The 18294-nt window shown below is 73.1% G+C and carries 19 protein-coding genes; 12 read left to right on the top strand and 7 right to left on the bottom strand.

Annotated elements, in window-relative coordinates; all coding sequences use genetic code 11:
* Positions 1-61: 61 nt before the first annotated feature.
* Entirely contained in the window at positions 62-1537 is a 1476-nt protein-coding gene (locus FS641_RS08780) for a glycosyltransferase (RefSeq protein WP_260855752.1), read from the top strand.
* A gap of 36 nt (positions 1538-1573) precedes the next feature.
* Here FS641_RS08780 and FS641_RS08775 read toward each other — a convergent pair whose 3' ends face one another.
* Positions 1574-2512 carry a response regulator transcription factor gene (locus FS641_RS08775; RefSeq protein ID WP_222122074.1) on the bottom strand — a complete coding sequence of 313 codons (939 nt, stop codon included), beginning with the start codon at positions 2510-2512 and terminating at the stop codon, positions 1574-1576.
* A gap of 35 nt (positions 2513-2547) precedes the next feature.
* On the opposite strand from FS641_RS08775, the gene FS641_RS08770 reads away from it, so the two are divergent.
* Positions 2548-2886: a hypothetical protein gene (locus FS641_RS08770; RefSeq protein WP_144762815.1), complete on the top strand. Its 339-nt coding sequence runs from the start codon at positions 2548-2550 to the stop codon at positions 2884-2886.
* An 89-nt stretch (positions 2887-2975) separates the two neighbouring features.
* Positions 2976-4427, top strand: a complete 1452-nt coding sequence (locus FS641_RS08765) for a hypothetical protein (RefSeq protein ID WP_144762813.1) — start codon at positions 2976-2978, stop codon at positions 4425-4427.
* Between the two features lie 17 nt (positions 4428-4444).
* Here the strand turns inward: FS641_RS08765 and FS641_RS08760 are convergent, their stop codons facing one another.
* Positions 4445-5533, bottom strand: coding sequence for a HAMP domain-containing sensor histidine kinase (locus FS641_RS08760; protein WP_260855751.1), 1089 nt, complete (start codon positions 5531-5533; stop codon positions 4445-4447).
* A gap of 2 nt (positions 5534-5535) precedes the next feature.
* Positions 5536-6216: a response regulator transcription factor gene (locus FS641_RS08755; protein WP_144762811.1), complete on the bottom strand. Its 681-nt coding sequence runs from the start codon at positions 6214-6216 to the stop codon at positions 5536-5538.
* A gap of 87 nt (positions 6217-6303) precedes the next feature.
* Between FS641_RS08755 and FS641_RS08750 the strand changes: the two genes are divergently transcribed.
* The 4 genes from FS641_RS08750 (at position 6304) to FS641_RS08735 (ending at position 9453) form a co-directional block, all read left to right on the top strand.
* Positions 6304-6948 (top strand): M15 family metallopeptidase, encoded by a 645-nt coding sequence (locus FS641_RS08750; protein ID WP_144762809.1) that lies wholly within the window; start codon positions 6304-6306, stop codon positions 6946-6948.
* Positions 6945-8069, top strand: a complete 1125-nt coding sequence (gene alr, locus FS641_RS08745; protein WP_144762807.1) for an alanine racemase — start codon at positions 6945-6947, stop codon at positions 8067-8069. The genes FS641_RS08750 and alr overlap by 4 nt, the downstream gene beginning before the upstream one ends.
* Positions 8066-9082 (top strand): D-alanine--D-alanine ligase, encoded by a 1017-nt coding sequence (locus FS641_RS08740; protein WP_144762805.1) that lies wholly within the window; start codon positions 8066-8068, stop codon positions 9080-9082. The genes alr and FS641_RS08740 overlap by 4 nt, the downstream gene beginning before the upstream one ends.
* A gap of 80 nt (positions 9083-9162) precedes the next feature.
* Positions 9163-9453, top strand: a complete 291-nt coding sequence (locus tag FS641_RS08735) for a hypothetical protein (RefSeq protein WP_144762803.1) — start codon at positions 9163-9165, stop codon at positions 9451-9453.
* Between the two features lie 5 nt (positions 9454-9458).
* On the opposite strand, the gene FS641_RS08730 is transcribed toward FS641_RS08735, so the two are convergent.
* The gene (locus FS641_RS08730) at positions 9459-10262 is read right to left on the bottom strand and encodes a phosphatase PAP2 family protein (RefSeq protein ID WP_144762801.1); all 804 of its coding nucleotides are present in this window, start codon (positions 10260-10262) and stop codon (positions 9459-9461) included.
* A gap of 73 nt (positions 10263-10335) precedes the next feature.
* Positions 10336-10599 carry a DUF4190 domain-containing protein gene (locus FS641_RS08725; RefSeq protein WP_144762799.1) on the bottom strand — a complete coding sequence of 88 codons (264 nt, stop codon included), beginning with the start codon at positions 10597-10599 and terminating at the stop codon, positions 10336-10338.
* A 749-nt stretch (positions 10600-11348) separates the two neighbouring features.
* Between FS641_RS08725 and FS641_RS08720 the strand changes: the two genes are divergently transcribed.
* A complete protein-coding gene (locus FS641_RS08720) occupies positions 11349-11699 on the top strand; it encodes a hypothetical protein (protein WP_144762797.1) in 351 nt (116 codons plus the stop codon).
* Positions 11700-11963: 264 nt separating this feature from the next.
* Here the strand turns inward: FS641_RS08720 and FS641_RS08715 are convergent, their stop codons facing one another.
* Positions 11964-13379, bottom strand: coding sequence for an MFS transporter (locus FS641_RS08715; protein WP_186317660.1), 1416 nt, complete (start codon positions 13377-13379; stop codon positions 11964-11966).
* Positions 13380-13481: 102 nt separating this feature from the next.
* Between FS641_RS08715 and FS641_RS08710 the strand changes: the two genes are divergently transcribed.
* From FS641_RS08710 to FS641_RS08700, 3 genes are all read left to right on the top strand, one after another.
* Positions 13482-14318: a helix-turn-helix transcriptional regulator gene (locus FS641_RS08710; RefSeq protein ID WP_144762793.1), complete on the top strand. Its 837-nt coding sequence runs from the start codon at positions 13482-13484 to the stop codon at positions 14316-14318.
* An 87-nt stretch (positions 14319-14405) separates the two neighbouring features.
* The gene (locus tag FS641_RS08705; RefSeq protein WP_144762791.1) at positions 14406-14960 is read left to right on the top strand and encodes an RNA polymerase sigma factor; all 555 of its coding nucleotides are present in this window, start codon (positions 14406-14408) and stop codon (positions 14958-14960) included.
* Positions 14957-15868 (top strand): hypothetical protein, encoded by a 912-nt coding sequence (locus FS641_RS08700; protein WP_144762789.1) that lies wholly within the window; start codon positions 14957-14959, stop codon positions 15866-15868. The genes FS641_RS08705 and FS641_RS08700 overlap by 4 nt, the downstream gene beginning before the upstream one ends.
* Before the next feature lie 111 nt (positions 15869-15979).
* On the opposite strand, the gene FS641_RS18050 is transcribed toward FS641_RS08700, so the two are convergent.
* On the bottom strand, positions 15980-17017 hold the full coding sequence (locus FS641_RS18050; protein ID WP_186317659.1) for a hypothetical protein: 1038 nt from the start codon (positions 17015-17017) through the stop codon (positions 15980-15982).
* A 141-nt stretch (positions 17018-17158) separates the two neighbouring features.
* Between FS641_RS18050 and FS641_RS18045 the strand changes: the two genes are divergently transcribed.
* The gene (locus tag FS641_RS18045; RefSeq protein WP_186317658.1) at positions 17159-18211 is read left to right on the top strand and encodes a BLUF domain-containing protein; all 1053 of its coding nucleotides are present in this window, start codon (positions 17159-17161) and stop codon (positions 18209-18211) included.
* The last annotated feature ends 83 nt before the right edge of the window (positions 18212-18294 follow it).

Genomic DNA, 18294 nt, shown 5'->3' with positions numbered 1-18294 from the left:
GCCAGAGGCACGCGGCCGAGACTCGATGCAAGCACATCGACCCGAACGATCAGGAGCAACCGTGTCCACCACCCGAGCCACCCCGGTCCTCTCCGGCACCGGCCTCACCGCCGCCGACCGCTCCCGGTACACCCGTCGTCACGACCCGGAGCTCGCCGCGTCGGTCCTCGACGACCTCGAGTCACTGCCCGACTACCGCCCCAGCATCGGCTGCGTCATCCCGGCCTACAACGAGGAGGAGAGCATCGCCGACGTCCTCCGGTCGCTGCTCGCGCAGACGCGCCTCCCCGACGTCGTGCACGTCGTGATCAACAACACGACCGACCGGACCTTCGACGTCGCGGCCGAGTTCGCCGGCCCGCACCGGGTCGAGCGCGACGGGGTCGAGCAGACCACCGAGGTCTACGTGCACGACATCGGCGAGAACCCGGACAAGAAGGTCGGTGCGCTCAACTACGGCTTCACCCTGATCGAGGGCTGCGACTACATGCTCGGCGTCGACGGCGACACCACCGCGCACGAGGACGCCGTCGAGTGGCTCGCGCAGGAGATCGTCTCCGACGCCCGCATCGGCGGCATCTCCGCGATCTACTCGATCGACGACCGCCCCTTCCGTGGCGTCGTGCAGCGCTTCCTCATCGCCGGGCAGCGCGCGCAGTTCGCCGCCTTCAACATGCAGAACATGCTCAAGGGCCGGAACATGGCGGTGCTCGGCGGCCAGTTCTCGATCTTCTCGATGCGCGCCCTGCACGAGGTCATGGAGACGAACCACCAGGGCTCCCCGTGGGTCAAGGACAGCGAGGTCGAGGACTCACTGCTCTCCCTGCAGGTCAAGAGCGCCGGGTACCTGACGAAGATCAGCGCCCGTGCCCGCGCCGACGTCGGCGGCATGCACACCCTCCGCGGGCTCGACGCGCAGCAGGTCAAGTGGAACTTCGGCGCCATCGAGCTCATGTGGCCAGGCCAGCGCGGCGACACGAAGGGCCAGCCCTTCCACCCGAACCTCCGGCTGCGGTGGATCGAGCACGCGTCGATGGCGCTCAACTTCCTCACCCGCGTGCTGTTCGTGCTGCTGCTGGTGTCCTCGCTGTCGATCCATGCGTTCGTCTTCAGCCCGCTCTGGCTGGTGCCGCCCGTCGTCGCCGCGGCGCTGAACCTGCGGGTGGTGGCCTCGATGAAGCACCGCACGTGGCGCGACGTGCTGTTCGCGGCACTCCTCGCCCCGGCCGAGGTCTACATGTGGATCCGGCTCGGGCACTTCCTCCGCGCCTGGACCCGGTTCGCCAGCAAGAAGCAGACCGACAACTGGGCCGAGCAGGCCAAGGCCGAGCGCGGTTCGGGGAACGCGCACCTCGCGCCGGTCGCGATCGTGCTCCTCGTCATGGCCGCCGCCGTCTACGGCTGGCTGCAGCTCGACGTCGTCGCGCAGTCGAGCATCCTGTGGTTCGGCTGGCCGGTGCTCGCCGTGATCACCGCGCTGCAGACCCTCGGCATGGTCGGCAAGCTCCTCCGCCGCCAGTTCGGGTACCGGGTCTGACGGATGCCATCCAGACCTCCGCAACGACGCAGCCGCTCACTCCGCGACGTACCCGGGGTCGCCCGGACCGGTCAGCCGGTACCCGACACCCCGGACCGTCACGATGAACCGTGGCGCGTTCGCGTCGTCGTGGAGCTTCCGGCGGAGGTTCGCCATGTGCACCTCGACGTTCCGCCGGTCGGCGTCGCCGATGTAGTGCGTGGAGACGTACGTGTCGTTCCGGACGGTCAGCGCCAGGTCGGCCTTCGACCGCACGCGGCGACGCGTGCTGACCAGGGTGGCGATGAGGTCGAACTCGGTCTTGGTCAGCTCGACCGCAGCGCCGTCCACCCGGACGAGCCGAGCCTCCTGGTCGATGGCCAGACCGTTGTGCCGGACCCACTCGTCACCGTCCGTGTCGGGTGCGTCCGCCGCCTCCGGCGCGGACGGCGGGGTGTCGACGGCGGGCGCGACCGGCGGGGTCTGCGGAGCCGGGACGGACGGGACGGAGGCCGGGCTCGGCTCCGCGACGCCGGCCTGTGGCAGCTGGACGGTGGCGCCGGACGCGGCGGTCGGCTGCACGACGTCCGCCGGCTCGACCGGGGTCTCCACGACGCGCGGACGCCGGAGCATCGCGCCGAGTCGGGCGCGGAGCTCGCGCGGCCGGAAGGGCTTCACGAGGTAGTCGTCGGCGCCCGCCTCGAGGCCCTGGAGGACGTCGATCTCCTCGCCCATCGCCGAGATCATCACGATGTAGGTGTTGCTGGTCGCACGGATACGCCGTGCGACCTCGAACCCGTCGATGCCGGGCAGGGACACGTCGAGCGTCGTCACCACGGGGTCGTGCGCCAGGACCGCGCGGACGCCGTCCTCACCGTTGCCGGTGCTGACGGTGGAGAAGCCCGCCTGCATGAGCACCTGCTCGAGCAGGTAGCGGATGTCGAGGTCGTCCTCGATGACGACGGCGACCCGTCGGTCCTGTCCGGTGTCGGTCACGATGGTGCTCCCCTCCCCCGCCGCGGTGGTCACCCGTGAGCGGCACGCTGGTCGTCCTGGACGCGCATCCACGCCCGGAGCGGTACGAGTGGCTCGTCACCGAGCAGTATTGCAGGGCGCTCCTGCACGTCGACAGCTGGGGAGCGGCCCTCGGCGCCTTCACCCCGCTGCCCGACGTGCTCCTCGTCGCCGGGGTCCCCGCGTCGGACGGCGCCGGGATCGCGTCGATCGTGCGGGTCAGCCGGTCGCTCGGCGTCCGGGTGGTCTGTGACGGGTCCAGCGCCCCCGAGGTCCTGCCGGCCGCGGTGGCCGCTGGCGCGACGGGGTGGGACGGTGGTCGGGACTCGGCGCCGGCGGTGTTCGGCGCAGCGTGACGCGGTGGCGCTGTCCGGGCGGCGTGACCCGGCGGCGGAGCCCTCGCGCTGGCCTGGGCCACGGCACGCGCCTGCGGTACGCTCCGTCCATGCGCAGGGGGGAACGGCGTACTCCGATCGGCATCGCGGCGGGCGTCGTGGCCGCGACGCTGCTGCTGTCCGGCTGCTCGATGCACGTCGACGCCGGTTCGGCCGCTGCGGACGAGGCCGAGTCCGCACTGTCGCGCATCGACGGTGTCGCGTCCGTCCGGGCGAACGGGACGAACAACCTCCCGTTCGCCGGCACGGCGAGCGCCACCGTCGTCACCGACGACCACCTGTCCGACACGGCGCTGCACGACCTCACCGACGCCGTCGGGCGCTGGGTGCACGGTCGCCACTCGACGACCGCGAGCATCGAGGCGGACGGGTACCGGTTCCCGGTCCGGAGCACCGCGGTGCTGAACGCCCGGCAGTTGGCGGTCGTCGACGGTCTGCGGCACGACGACCGGTGGATCGGTGGCGACGTGCAGTCGCCCACGGCGCCCGGCACGGTGCAGCCCACCCCGTCCATCGTGCTGACGGTCGGGAAGCCGGCCGACCTCGTCGCCGGGTGGGACGCCGTCCGGCAGGCCGGTGCCGACTCCGGGTGGGACGAGGTCGAGGTCTCCGCCGAGGCGTGGAACGCTGCGCCGGCCGACGTCGTCGACCGCTACCACCCCGACTTCACCATCGCCGAGACCGGCGACACCGCCGACGCCACCCGGGGCGACCCGACCGCCGAGGTGGAGGCGTTCCGGCAGGTACAGGCGGCGTACCCGGTGACCGCCGCCGAGGTCCGCCCAGGACGGGTCCACCTGCACGTGCGCGACCTCGCCGACGTGCCGGCCGCCACGGCGGTCGTGACCCGGACCGCCCCCGACGCCGTTGCGGTCGTCGACGGCGGGATCGTGACGAAGGACGACTCCGGCGATCCGGGCGAGCGGCCAGGACCGAGCGCCTTCACGGAGGTCGACCGGCTCGCCGCCGTCGCGACACGGGACGGCGTCACCGCGATCACCGAGAAGCCGGCCTGGCTGTCGGTCACCGCGACCGGGACGGACACTGCACTCGCGACCGCCGCTGCGTTGGTCGCCGCGTCACCGGCGACCTCCATGGGGACGATCGAGGTCGCCTCCTCCGCGGCCGCGCTGGAGGACCGTGGTGACGACGGCCTGCTGATCCGGGGGTCTCCGGCGCGGTTCGTCGACGCGGTGCGGGTGGCCGCGCAGCTGCCGGACTTCCAGCCGGCGCGGGCCGCGCTGTTCGCGACGAACGCCTCGGTCACCGTCACGGTCAGCGGGGTCGACGAGGTCCCGGCGCTCGTGGCCGCACTCAAGCCCGTCCTGCCGGACGGGACGCGCCTGCAGGTCGGGCTCCGGGGCGAGGACTCCGCGGCCTCGGCGGGGCAGCTCACCCTGCACGGCGGCACGATGACGGTCGACGAGCCTCGGTCACCGGCCGCGGAGGACGAGACGCGCTCGCGCCTGGGTCCGACCGTGCGGGACGCCTGGAACGGCTGAACGCCGCTCCTTCCCCCTCAGGGGACCGCCGCGAACACGACGGTCACGGACAGGCCGCCGTCGGCACGGGCCCGGATCGTGAGGACACCGCCGTGCGACGACACGATCCGGTCGACGATGGCGAGCCCGAGTCCGACGCCGGCATCGTCATCGTGTCGACGACCGGAGCCGCGCTGGAACGGTTCCGTGAGCGTGGCGACCACGTCGTCCGGGACCACCGGGCCCGAGTTCTCGACCTCGACCCGGACCGTGCCGTTCGTCGTCCCCGTCCTGACGAGGACCCAACCACCCTGACCGTCGCCGACGTTGTGCCGGACCGCGTTCTGCACGAGGTTGGTCAGGAGCTGCTGCAGGAGGCTCGCCGAACCACGCACCGGTGCGGTCGCGACGTCGTGGCGGAGTCGGACACCGCGTGCCGCCGCGCCGTCCAGCGCGTCCTCGATCGCCTCCTCGGCGAAGAGCGCCAGGTCGACGACCGCTCCGTCCGGGACGTGCGCCCCGGACCGGGCCAACAGCAGCAGCGACTCGGTCAACGCGACTGCGCGGTCGTTCACGCTCCGGAGTCGCGCGACCAACTCGGACGGGTCACGATCGGGGGTGCGCGCGGCGACGTCGAGGAGCGCCCGGGTCGTCGCGAGCGGCGTCCGCAGTTCGTGCGAGGCGTTGGCAGCGAACCGCTGCTGCTCGACCACCTGGGCGGCGAGCCGGTCGACCATGCCGTCGAACGAGTCCGCGAGGGTCCGGAACTCGTCACGGCGTCCCGGGAGGTCGACACGGTGGTCCAGTGCACCCGAGGCGATCGCCTGCGTCGCCCGCGTCAGGCGGGCAAGGGGTGCGAGCATCCGTCCGGCGAGCCACCAGCCGCCCAGGAGACCGCCGACGAGCAGTGCGACGAGCATCGCAGCGGCGGGTGGCACGAATGCACGGACCAGGTCGTTCCGGTCCGGCGCGTGTCCGTACTCACTGCTCAGGTTGCCGACGGGCACGTAGCGGAGCAGGAACAGCCATACGACGGCGAGGACGAGGGTGCCGACGACGACCACCACGGCGGCGTAGCTCGCGGTGAGGCGCAGACGGACGCTCACACCGGGTCGGCGGTCCCGCACGGTCAGTCCTCCTCGCCGGCGGCGGGCACGTCGATGCGGTACCCGACACCGGGGACGGTGCTGATCACCCACGGTTCACCGAGCCGCCGCCGCAGCGCCGACATCGTGATCCGCACGGCGTTCGTGAACGGGTCGGCGTTCTCGTCCCACGCGCGTTCGAGGAGCTGCTCGGCACTGACCACCCCGCCCGCCGCCTGCAGCAGCACCTCGAGCACGGCGAACTGCTTCCGGGTCAGCCCGACGTACCGGCCGTCGCGGAACACCTCGCGACGGAAGGGGTCGAGTCGGATCCCGGCGAGTTCGAGCACCGGCGGACGTCGCTGTGGTCGGCGACGGTCGAGCGCGCGGATCCGGAGGACCAGCTCGCGGAGCTCGAACGGCTTCGTGAGGTAGTCGTCGGCGCCCGCGGCGAACCCCGTCGCCTTGTCGTCGAGCCGGCTCGCCGCCGTCAGCATCAGCACGGGCGTCCCGGCGTCGCTGGCGAGCAGGTGCGCCGCGACCTCGTCGCCCGACGGCCCGGGTACGTCCCGGTCGAGCACCGCGACGTCGTACTCGTTGACCGCGAGGAGCTCGAGCGCGGTGTCCCCGTCCAGGGCGACGTCCGCGGCGATGGCGTCCAGCCGCAGGCCGTCCCGGATCGCCCCGGCCAGCAGGGGTTCGTCCTCGAGGATCAGCACGCGCACGGCACCGATGCTAGGCGGGACGACGTGTCGTCCGTGTATGCAGAAATGCCGACGCTCCGGGAACACCGGCTCCGGTGCACTGGTCGCATGCTCTCCAGTGACACCGCCTCCGGCCGGATCCGCCGTCATCGACGGACGCGCCTGCTCCTGCCGATCCTGCTCGCCCTGATCCTGCTCGCCGCGCTCGGCGCCGTGGGCACCGCGCTCGCCCTCGTCCCGGACGCCGTCACCGGCATCGGCCGGACCGGCTCCGCGTCGCCCGGGACGGGTTCCGGCAGCCCCGGGGTCTCCGACGGTGCAGTCCCCGCCGGGACCTCGGTCTTCGACGACGTTCCGGCGGTCACCCGGCTCCGACCCGACCTGCTGCAGGCGGTACGGGACGCGGCCCGGGACGCGGAACGGGACGGGACCCGGTTCGTCGTGAACAGCGGCTGGCGTTCCCCCGCGCTCCAGGAACGCCTGTTCGACGACGCCGTCGCCGAGTACGGCTCACGAGCGGAAGCCGCACGCTGGGTGTCGACCCCGGCGACGTCCCTGCACGTGCAGGGCGCCGCGATCGACGTCGGCGACTGGGACGCCGCAGCCTGGTTGCAGGAGCACGGCGCGCGCTACGGCCTGTGCCAGATCTACGACAACGAGGCCTGGCACTTCGAACTCCGGCCGAACTCGCCGCAGGACGGGTGCCCGCGGAAGTACTGGGACCCCACCGACGACCCGCGGATGCAGCGATGACGCATCCGGCGTCGGAACTGGTGGTCCACGACGACGCCGTCCGCGCGAACACCGCGTTCTTCACCGCCCTGACGGGCGGCCGCGTGATGGCGGTGTTGAAGGCGGACGGCTTCGGTCATGGTCCCGTCGTCCGGTCCGTCCTGGAGGCAGGGGCGCGGTCCGTCGGCGTCACCAGCGTCGACGAGGCACTCGCCATCAGAGCCGCGGGCACCAGCGCGCCCGTGCTCAGTTGGCTGAACACCCCGGATGCCGACTTCGCGACGGCCGTCCGAGCCGACGTCACCCTCGCCGTCGCCGACCCGCGGGTGCTCGCCGCCGTGGCCGGTGCCGCCCGGAGCACCGGTCGGACCGCGCGCGTGCACCTGCACGTCGACGTCGGGATGGCGCGTGAGGGGTGCCCGACGGCCGCTTGGCCCGCCCTCTGCGACCTCGCGCGCGAGTTCCAGGGAGCCGGAGCGGTCCGGGTGACCGGGGTGATGGGGCACATGTCCGCCGCCGACGAACCGGACGACGACCGGAACACGCGGGAGCGGATGCTCTTCGACAACGCCGTGCGCACCGCACGTCGCCGTGGTCTCGGCCCGCTCGTGACGCACCTCGCCGCGACCGCAGCGACCCTGACCGGGGTCGGCGCAGGGTTCGACGTGCACCGCATCGGCGCCGGCCTGTTCGGCATCGACCCGTCGGGCACGACGGACCGGCTCCGTCCGGCGCTCTCGCTCAGGACGACCGTCGTGTCGTCACGCCCCGCGGCGCGCGGCGTCCGGATCGGCTACGGCGGCGTCGACGTGACGGAGGGCGACACGAACCTGGCCGTCCTCCCCGTCGGCTACGGTGACGGACTCCCGCGCGCCGCCTCGCACCGGGCCGAGGTCGCCGTCCGCGGCCGTCGACGGCGGATCATCGGGCGGATCTCGATGGACAGCATCGTCGTGGACACGGGGGCGGACCTGCTGACTCCGGGAGAACGTGTCGTGGTGTTCGGGACCGGCACCGACGACGCACCGACGGTCGCGGAGTGGGCCGCGTGGTCGGGGACGATCCCCCACGAGATCCTCACCGGCGTCGGGACGCGCGTCGCCCGGGTCCACCGCACGACGACCGGGGACGGAGCAGCATGACCCGCAGCACCCCGCGCCGGATCGCCGTCATCGGCGGCGGCGCGAACGACGAACACGACATCTCGACGGCCTCGGCTGCGGCGGTCACCCGGGCGCTGCGAGCAGCCGGGCACGATCCGGTCCCGATGACGGTCGGACGGGACGGTCGCTGGTCCTGGCACGATCACCGGTCATGGACGCCGTCCGAGGCGGTCGGTGCGTTGACCGCCTGCGACGCCGCCTTCCCGCTGCTCCACGGCGCGCACGGCGAGGACGGCTCCGTCGCCGGCCTGCTCGACCTGATCGGCGTGCCCCACGTCGGGTCCCCGGTGCGCGCGGGCGCGATCGCCGCGGACAAGTGGGTGATGAAGCTCCTCGCCGACGCGCTCGGCATCGCCACGGCGCCGGCCGAGCTGCTCGATGCGGCGCTCCCCGCCGAGGACACCGTCCGCACCGTCGCACTCGCTCCCCCGCTCGTCGTCAAGCCGACGTCGGCCGGCTCCAGCAACGGCGTGTCCGTGGTCCGGCGTCGCGACGAACTCCCCGCGGCCGTGCGGCGAGCGCGCGCCGCCGGACGCACGGTGCTCGCGGAGTCGTTCGTCAGCGGCCGGGAGGTCGACGTCGCAGTGTTCCGCGACCGGACGGGGACGCTCCGCACCGGTGCCCCGCTCGAGGTCGAGATCGGATCCGGCTCCGTCTTCGACCGGACGCAGAAGTACGACGGTTCGGCACGCTTCCGGATCCCGGCCGACGTCGCTCCGGACCGGAGTGTGGCCCTGTCGGCGGTGTCCGAGACGCTGTACGACGCGCTCGGCTGCGTCGGCGTCGCTCGGTTCGACTTCTTCGTGACCGACGACGGTGTCCTGCTCAACGAGGTGAACACCACGCCGGGCTTCACCGAGCAGTCCCAGGTCCCGCGGATGTTCGCCGCCGTCGGCCTCGGGTTCGTGGGGCTCGTGGACGAGGTGGTCGCCTCGGTGCTCGAGCCACTGCACTCCGACATGGCCGAGGATGCCGGGGACGGGACACCGTGACGTCCTCCGGAGGGGACCCGATCGTGTGGGCGGCGCCGCCCCCGTCTCGGCGACGGAGCCTGCGCCGCACGCTGCCGAGGATGCTGACGGTCCTCGCCCTGGTGCTGTCGACCGCCGCGTTCCTGATCGACTTGCACAACGCGATCACCACGCCGACCACGTGCGAGGTGTACTGCGCGACCGTCCCGGCGGTGGAGGTGCCCGCCCTGCTCGCGTGGCCGCTGCTCGACGTCCTCTGCGGGGTGCTGGCCGCCGTGCTCTTCGCACAGCGGGGGCCACGACAGGGTCTCGGATGGGTCGCGCTCGCGGCGCTGCCGGTCCAGATCGCGGTGGCCGTCCAGGTGAGCGTCGTGGTCCGGGTGTTCGGCTGAGTGCCTCAGCGCTCCGGTGTGACGGCGTGCTTCGTCGCGAGGTGGAGTCGATGGGTGGTGATCACGGCCGCCGCCCACCCGAGCCCGCTGGTCCAACCCATGACGACGTCGGTGAACCAGTGCGCGCCGAGCAGCACGCGCGACGCCCCGACGGCGGCGATGGTCGCGCCGGCGCCCGCGGTGACCGCGACCTCGCCGCCGCGGCGACGCTGCTGCAGCACGAGCAGGTAGGCGACCACGGCGGCGACGGAGGCGGCGTTGATCGTGTGGCCGGAGGGGAAGGACGGGGAGTGCTCGTAGGGCGGTGTGGCGTCGCGCCGGGGTGGCCGGTTGCGGTGCACGACCCGCTTGCCGAGCAGGGTCATCAGGAGCGAGCCTCCACCGGCGGCGGCGACGAACGCGAACGGGGTCACCTTCCGTGCCCGCACGGACAGCGCGGTCCCGGTGGCGAGGGTCAGCAGCGGCATGCCGACGGGTCCGAACCCGTAGGCGATCCCGCCGGCCGCCGTGTTGACCGCAGGTGAACGCAGGCGCTTGCCGAGGCGGAGCGCCGGGCGGTCCAGTCGCTGGACCCCGGATCGGCCGGTGACGTCGTCGTAGACGGCGATCGCGCCGGCGGTGCTCGTCGCGACGACGACTCCGCCGACGACGAGGCCGAGGACCGACGCCGTCCGGGCGCTGGTCCGTTCCGCGACGCGACGGTGGGCGTGCGCGAGGCGCTTGCCGGACCGGGACCGCCAGGTCCGGACGTCGTGGCCGAACGTGGTGGGTGCTGGCGGGGACGTGGCGTCGTCCGGCTCGTTCGTCATCGTCCGATCGTGCTCCAGCAGGCTGACGGACCGCCTGTGTCGACGGCCGCCGCGGGGGTGTCGCCGTCGGATCTCAGCCGCCGTGGGTGACGGCGACGACGGCGTGGACGAGCAGCGCGCCGCCGAGGGCAGCGAACCAGAACCCACCGACGACGATGCCGGCGATCGCCAGGCCGCGACCGTGTTCACCCGTCCGACGGATCTGGACGAGCGCGATGACGGACAGGACGACGCCGACGAGGCCCGCGACGAAGGCCACGACGAACCCGGCGATCGCCATGGTGTTCAGGCGATCCGTGGCGATCGGGGCTGCTGGATGCTGCTGGACGGCGGACATGGTGACTCCTTCTGTCGGGATCGGACGACGTCTCCACGACGTCCGTGTCACCAGCCTGCGCGCGCGGCCGCCGCCGATCGACGGCCGCGCGGATGACGCCCCTCCACCGTCCGGATGACCGCGGTGTCCGGGCCTGCCGGAGCTCTCAGGCGCAGACGGCGATCACCGTGCAGCCGTCCGGGCCGGCGCGGAACCATCTGAGCGTCCTCGGTGAGCGCTGCAGCAGCTCCGGCGGTTGAACCTCCGGAGCCACCCACACACCCCGGTACCGCCAGAAGAGCGAGCGTCGCATCGAGGGCCCCGGAAGCACGCGACTTCCGAGGGTGTGGATCTCGTCGAAGCTCAGTGACGGCATCGTGACGGGCGCCGTCATGTCCTCCGGTGGAACCACCGCGCGACGAGGATGCAGGACCATGCCGACGCCGGCGTTCAGGAGTACCGAGGCGATCGGCCAAGGGAGGTCTCTCGATGACTCACGGGCCAGCCCGACGATGACGAGCCTCCCTCCCGGCCGCAGCACGGAGCGCGCCGCTGGATCCCCGGTTTCGTCGCCGCACGAGTCGACTCGGCCAGGCATGGAGGTGACTGCGTCTCCAGACGCACATCGGTCGTCGGCCGATGACGCGAGCTGCTCGGCTTCGTACGCTCATGAGGTGACGGACTGGGACGCCTGGGACGGTGAGGACGACCGGGAGGAGCCAACGTTCGCGCGCAGACACCGGGCACGAGAGGCACTACCGCGTCAGGGGGTGAACTGGCTTGCCGTCGCGACGCTCGCGGCGTTGCTGACGTGGGTCGGTGCGATGGTGATCGCCGGCCGGTATGCACAAGCCGTCGGCTACCCGCCGATCAGTTTCGACCACGATCCCGACTCCGTCGCTCCGACGGACCTGCAGAACCGCGTCAGAGGTGTGTGGGGCACGCTCGAGATGGTGTCGCTCCCGGTCGCGGTCATCGCGGTGGCGCTGTCCGGGGCGTCGTTCGCGATGCGTCGAGAGCGCATCACCGCGCACGTCGCGCTGGGGGCGTCGCTCGCGGCGACCGCTGTGGCGATCCTCGTCGCGATCTTCGGTCTGGTCGACCTCGTCTTCCGGGACTGATGCCTGGTACGGGCTCGACGCTCAGGCTCTGTCCGCGCCGGCGAAGGACCGGCTGTCGAGACCTGTCCGGCGTGATCAGTCCTGGTCGACGGACTCGACGATGGCTGCGACGTAGATGCTCAGTGTCGCGGCTCATCGGGCCGGTGTCCTGACCACGCGCGTCTCCGTGGCGCGGAGCCACTCGAGCCGGCCAGCACGACCACGGCGAGCACGCACTGACCGCAGCGGTCGGCCCGCGACACCAGCCGCCACCACCACCGCCGGCTAGGACACCAGTCGCGGCAGTGTCCGCGCCGCCACGGCGACGACGAGCTGCGTCGCCACGAGTGCCGCCCCGACGGCGAGCACGGCGACCGCGTGACCGACGGGGAGCAGACTCGTGAACAGCGTGCCGAGCACCGCCACGCCGAACGCCAGGGCGGTCTGCTGCACCGTGACCATCACGCCCCCGCCGACCCCGGCGAGGTGCGGCGGCACGTCGGCGAGCACGGAGCGGAACAGTGCGCCGACGCCGAGCGCCTGACCCGCCCCCGACAGCGCGAGGGCGATCAGCACCAGCACCACCGGCGGCCCGGACGGTGCCGACACCACGAGCGCCGCCGTCGCGGCGAACCCCGCTCCCTGGACGATCCCACCCACGGCGAGCACCGCCCGCCCGTGGCGCCGGAGCAGCGTCGGGACGGCGAACGACGTCGCCACGTACGCGATCGTCACCGGGGTGACGGCCACGCCGGACCAGAACGCGCTGAGCCCGAGCAGGTCCTGCGAGGTCAGGGCGAACGCGAACAGGAAACCGCTCACCGCGAGGAAGAACACCGCCAGCACGGGCAGGCCCCGGCGCATCGAGGGCAGCCGGAGCAGCGCGGGCGGGAGCAGTGGCAGCCGCCCGCGCTGCTCCGTCCGCCGCTCGACGGCGACCAGCACGACGGCGGCGAGCGCCGCGAGGACGAGCATCCCCGCACACCACAGCGGCCACCCGAGCGTGGGCCCCTCGACGAGCGGCACGAGCAGTCCGACCAGGACGACCACGAGGAGCACCACGCCGGGCAGGTCGAGCGCCGGCCGCGACGGAGACCGGGTCTCGGGGACCGTCCGTCGCACCAGCAGCACCGCCACGAGGCCCACCGGCAGGTTCACGAGGAACACCGTGCGCCAGCCGAGGCCGAAGAGGTCGGCGGCGATGAGCGCTCCGCCGACGAGCTGCCCGGCCACCGCGGACAGGCCGCCGGCCACCGCGTAGCGGCTGATGGCCCTGGCGCGTGCCGGGCCGTCGAAGACGGTCTGCAGCGTCGCGAGCACCTGCGGCGTCATCTGCGCTGCGGCCGCCCCCTGCGCGAAGCGCGCCAGGACGAGCGTGGTGGTCGTCGGGGCGATCCCGGCCAGGACGGACGTGGCGGTGAAGGCGACGAGACCCACGGCGAACAGACGGCGGCGTCCGGAACGGTCGCCGAGCCTCCCGGCCAGCACCAGGAACGCGGCGTAGGTGACGGCGTAACCGGAGGCGACCAGCTCGAGCGCGCCGGCCGGGGCGTGCAGGTCGTGGGCGATGCTCGGGAGGGCCACGTTGGTGATGAACAGGTCGAGGTTCGCGAGGAACGGGCCGGTGAGCAGGACGACCATCCCGGTGCGCGTGAGCCCCGGGCGGGAGTCGGGCGTCGCGGCGACGTGTGGAGCAGACATGGCGGCCACGCTCCCCCGGACGGGCTCCTGGTACCAGGAGCCCGCCCGTACGGGTACCGGCACCACCTGGATACGGTGACCGGAGCGGTCCACGATGGCTGCATGGGTACCCATCGCGAACTCGGCGCGTTCCTGCGGTCACGCCGGGACCGGCTCACGCCGCAGGACGTCGGCCTCCCCACGGGCGGACGGCGTCGCACGCCGGGGCTGCGTCGTGAGGAGGTCGCACTGCTCGCCGGGGTCGGCGTCACCTGGTACACGTGGCTCGAGCAGGGGCGCGACATCCGGCCCTCGGCGCAGGTGCTGCGCGCCGTCGGGCGGGTGCTGCGCCTCGACGACGACGAGCAGGCCTACCTGTCCATCCTCGGCGGCGTCGAACCCGTCGGGGCAGCGCCGGCAGCCCGGCGCGTGGACGACGGTGTCATCCGGCTGCTCGACCAGCTCGCCCCTGATCCCGCCTACGTCCAGGACGCACTGTTCAACCTGGTGGCCCACAACGCGCCGTTCGCGCGCCTGGTGACCGACCTCGACGCGCTCGCACCGGCAGAGCGCAACACGATGTGGCTCGCGTTCACCGATCCGGCGTGGCGCCGGGCGATGCCGGACTGGGACGACGTCACCGCGCGGATGGTCGCGCAGCTCCGCTCGCAGACGGGCTCGGATCGCGACCAGCGCGAGCGCGACGACCTCGTTGCGCGGCTCGGCGCGGCGTCCCCGCGCTTCGTCGAGCTCTGGGAGCGGCAGGACGTGCTGCAACCGCGGACGGGGCACAAGGTCTACGACAGCCCGCTCGTCGGACGCCTGCGGTTCGACGTCGTCACCACCTGGCTCCAGCCCGGTCGCGGGCTGCGACTGCTGGTGCACCTGCCGGCGGACGTCGAGACGGAGGCCCGGCTCCGGGATGCGCTGCTGCTGACGTCCGCAGCACGAGCGGTGTGACCGCGCGTCGGTAGGCTGACGACCGGTCCCGGACCGCGCGACACGCCGACGAGGGAACCGAACGGGCGGCAGCGGACACCACACGACATGGACCACATCGAGGGGGACCGGGCCGACTGGGCCCTGAGCTGCGCGGGGGACGGGCAGGCCTTCGGGCGCGTGTTCGACCGACACGCCCCGCGGCTCCGGCGCCACAGGATCGGACTCGTCCCCACCCCCGCCGACGCCGACGACGTCGTCGCCGTCGCCTTCCTCGAGGCGTGGCGCCGACGCGACCACGTCCGCTTCGTCGACGACTCGCTGCTGCCGTGGCTGCTCGTGACGACGACGAACGCCGCACACAACACCACCCGGTCGTTCCGGCGGCACCGCCGGTTCCTCGGCCGGTTCCCGGTGGACGACCCCGCTCCCGACCCCGCCGAGCGCTACACGGACGGCGACGCCGTGGCCGCCCTCCGTGGACTCGGGCTCGCCGACCAGCGGGTCCTCACCCTCTGCGTCATCGAGGGCCTCAGCGAGCGCGAGGCCGCCGCGGCCCTCGGCGTCGCACCCGGGACCGTGAAGTCCCGGCTCCACCGGGCGAAGGTCCGGCTCCACCAGCGCTACACAGCCACAGCGGAACCCCTCGGAGGCGCACTGTGAACGACGACATCTCCCCCCGCCTGACCGCGATGCGCCAGGCCCTCGTCACCGAGGTCGCGTCGACCGGGACGGCCGACCACGCGCCCCGCCGACGTCGACCCACCCGCGGCACGGTGCTCGCCGTGGTCGCCGCGTTCCTGGTCGGCGGCGGCCTGACCGGCGGCCTCACCGCGGCAGCGCTCCCGGGCAGCGACCCCGACGCCGTGGTCCAGGGCACCCTGGCGGCCACCGCGCGCTCGATGGTCGAGGACGCCAACCACGGCCGACTCCTCGGCTCGCCGACGTTCCGCGTCATGCACGGCGACACCACGCTCACGATGACCGACCGACCAGCCGGGGCGGACCGGGTCACCGTGGCGTGGGAGTGCCTCGACGGCCGCTCCCCCACCGTCGAGGTCGACGGCCGACCGACGTACGGGACCGTCTGCGGTCGGCGCGACGACGCTGAGACCGATCCCGTCGGGTGGACGACGGCCGAGGTACCCGCGACCGGCGACACCACCGTGACCGTCACCGCCGGCGACGCGGACCGCTATGCCCTCTGGGTGTCCTGGTCGCGCGCGGCGACGATCGCAGCACCCTCGCCGCAGCAGCAGGCGGAGACCGCCGACGGCGTCGTCACCCAGGACGAGTACACGACCGCCTTCAACCGGCTGCTCGCCTGCCAGGCACAGGCCGGACAGCCGATGGGCGACGTCCCGCTGAGCTGGTACGCCGACGGGGCCTGGAACAGCACCGGGCAGGGCACCGGCCCGTGGTACCTGTACGCGACGCCGTCCGCCGGCGGCGAGGTCTTCGACACGCAGTGCTATCCGAGGGAGTTCGACGCCGTCGACAGCATCTGGCAGGCCGAGCACCCGATGCCGGAGGACCCGCCGGAGGATCCGCCGGTGCAACCCGTCGGCTGAGGGCGTGCCCGGCGCGTGGACCACCGGACGGGAGGCGCGGTGCCGGCCGGCACCGCGCCTCCCGTCCGGTCAGGGGTTGCGTAGGGCTCGGTGCGGCTCGTCCCGTCGGTGTCAGGAGCCGTCGACGCCGTCGTAGCGCAACGTCGGGTCCCACCGACGCCGGGCCAACCGTCCGTCCTCCGCGTCAGCGGGGTGCCGGTAGCTGATCTCGTCGATCCACTCGTCGAGGTCGAAGAGCGGATCGTCGTCCTCGTCGAACGCGCGCCGCACGTCGCCCACCGTCATGCGGACGCGCTCGCCCTCCCACTGGTCGACGACGACCTCCGGTCGCCCGGTCCGGAGGATCCGCAGCTGCTGCGCCGCGGTCCTGCCGAGATCGATCCGGAGGATGTCGCGCGGGTCCACGAGACGCCCGGACGCCGGCGCCGGGAGCAGCCCCTGCGTCTCGAGGGCGTCGAGGACACGGGCAGCGTCGGCATGACGCAGGTGATGGAACTGGATCTGCCACTCCAGCTCGTCGACGACGGCGACGGGCCGCTCATTCGTGGCGTGCCCGACCCAGTCGGGGAACTCCGCGACGAGTGCCGAGGCTCGCTCCGCGTCCATCCGGACGTGCGCCCCTTCCTCCTCGGCCGTGTACACCCAGGACGCGTCCGCGGGGAAGACCGCGATCCGCTGCACGTCGTCGACGGCGAGCGTGAGGACCGCGGTCAGCGCGGGGTCGTCGACGTCGAGCTCGCTCACGAAGGTGTGCTCGTACAGCGGCCGGTCGTCGGGATCGTCCGGATCGACCGACCAGGACTCGACGGGTGCCGAGTGCCACACCGTCGCGGGGAGGAAGCGCTCGAGCCAGACGCCCCGAGCGACGGGCTCAGCACCGGTGGACCACGAGAAGGTCGACACGAACACACGCTTCGACGACGTGCTCCTGCACAGGGCCCGCAGCAGGTGGAGCGCGCGGAACACGTGCTCGGCGTACTGCACAGCGTGCTCGGCGTGCCGGTGCATCCCCGGGAGCCGCTCGAACTCGAGGAGCACGCCGGAGCCGAAGCCGTCCCCGTCCGCCGCACCCGGACGCGCCGGCGACCACCGTCGGGACCAGGCCGCAGCGAGCGCGTCGAGTGTCGCGAGGGTGGGAGAGCCGGTCACGGCGCCAGCCTAGGGCCACCACCGAGACGGTTGCCGTCCGGCTCGCGCGCCGATCGGATGACCGCGCCACCGGGTTGCGCTGGCGGCCCCGTCGCGGTTCACTCGGCATGCCGACCAACGGCAGGAAGGCAGGCGCCGCCCATGCGCTCGATCGTGTACACCAGCACTCAGACCCGTCCGATCACGGACACCGAGCTCGCGCAGATCCTCGCGGTCGGCCGGGAGAAGAACAGCGCCCTCGGCGTGACGGGCGTCCTGGCACACAAGGGCGACAACTGCCTCGGCATCCTGGAGGGCGACGACGAGGTGGTGCGGAGCCGGTTCCGCCAGGTCCGGCTCGACCCTCGCCACACGAACGTGCGGGTGCTGCTCGACGAGTCCATCGAGCGCCGGGCGTTCCCGGACTGGTCGATGGCGTTCCAGCCGCTGGACCCGCTGATGGAACAGGTGCCGGGGTTCAGCGACGTCTTCGCCCCGGCGGCCACCCGCGACTCGGGCGCCGAGGTCACGCGGGCACGGTCGCTGCTCGAGTGGTTCCGCAAGCACCCCCTGGCACCGCTGACGAGCCAGGCGGACCAGGGCGACCACGGTCCGCGCATGCGCGCGGTCAACGGTGCGATCACGGCGCTCCACGACGGCGGCGTGAGCCGGTTCAGCCTCGAGGTCGCCGCCGCCCACGCGGGCATGTCGCTCGACGAGGTCCGCGCGGTGTTCCCGACCGAGAGCGCGCTGCTCGCAGCGACCGTGGAGCGGTGGACGCAGGCGGTCTCGACGCCCCTGGCGCCGCTCATCGCGGAGAAGGGCACCGTCGCCTTCATGCACGCCCTGCTGGCCGCCCATGCCGAGGAGCCGGCGCTCGTGGAGCTCCTCGCAGCGTGCATGGCACTGGCCGCCGACTCGTCCGCCGACGGCGCGGACTACTACCGGTCGATCTACCGACGCTTCCGCGAGACGATCCGACGCGGTCTGGCGGAGGACGTGCGAGCCGGGCGTGAGCCCGAGACGATGGACCCGGTCCGGGGTGCGCAACAGCTCCTCGCCCTCTACGACGGGCTCCGCCTGCAGGCGCTCCTCACCACCGACACCGACGTCGTCGACGCGTTCGACCGGGCGGCGACGCGGATGCGGCGCGGCTGGTCGGAGCAGTACGAGCAGCCGACGTACTGGGACATCCCGGTCGCCGGCGCCTCCTGAACCCGGGTCGCGGACGCGACCGGCGAGACGGCCGGGAGGCGCGGTGCGGGTCCGCACCGCGCCTCCCGGCCGTCGGTGGTCGC

It is taken from the genome of Curtobacterium sp. 9128 (assembly GCF_007673775.1).
GTDB lineage: Bacteria > Actinomycetota > Actinomycetes > Actinomycetales > Microbacteriaceae > Curtobacterium.
Note: the sequence above shows the minus strand (reverse complement) of the source record. Positions and strands in the feature narration are given on the sequence as shown.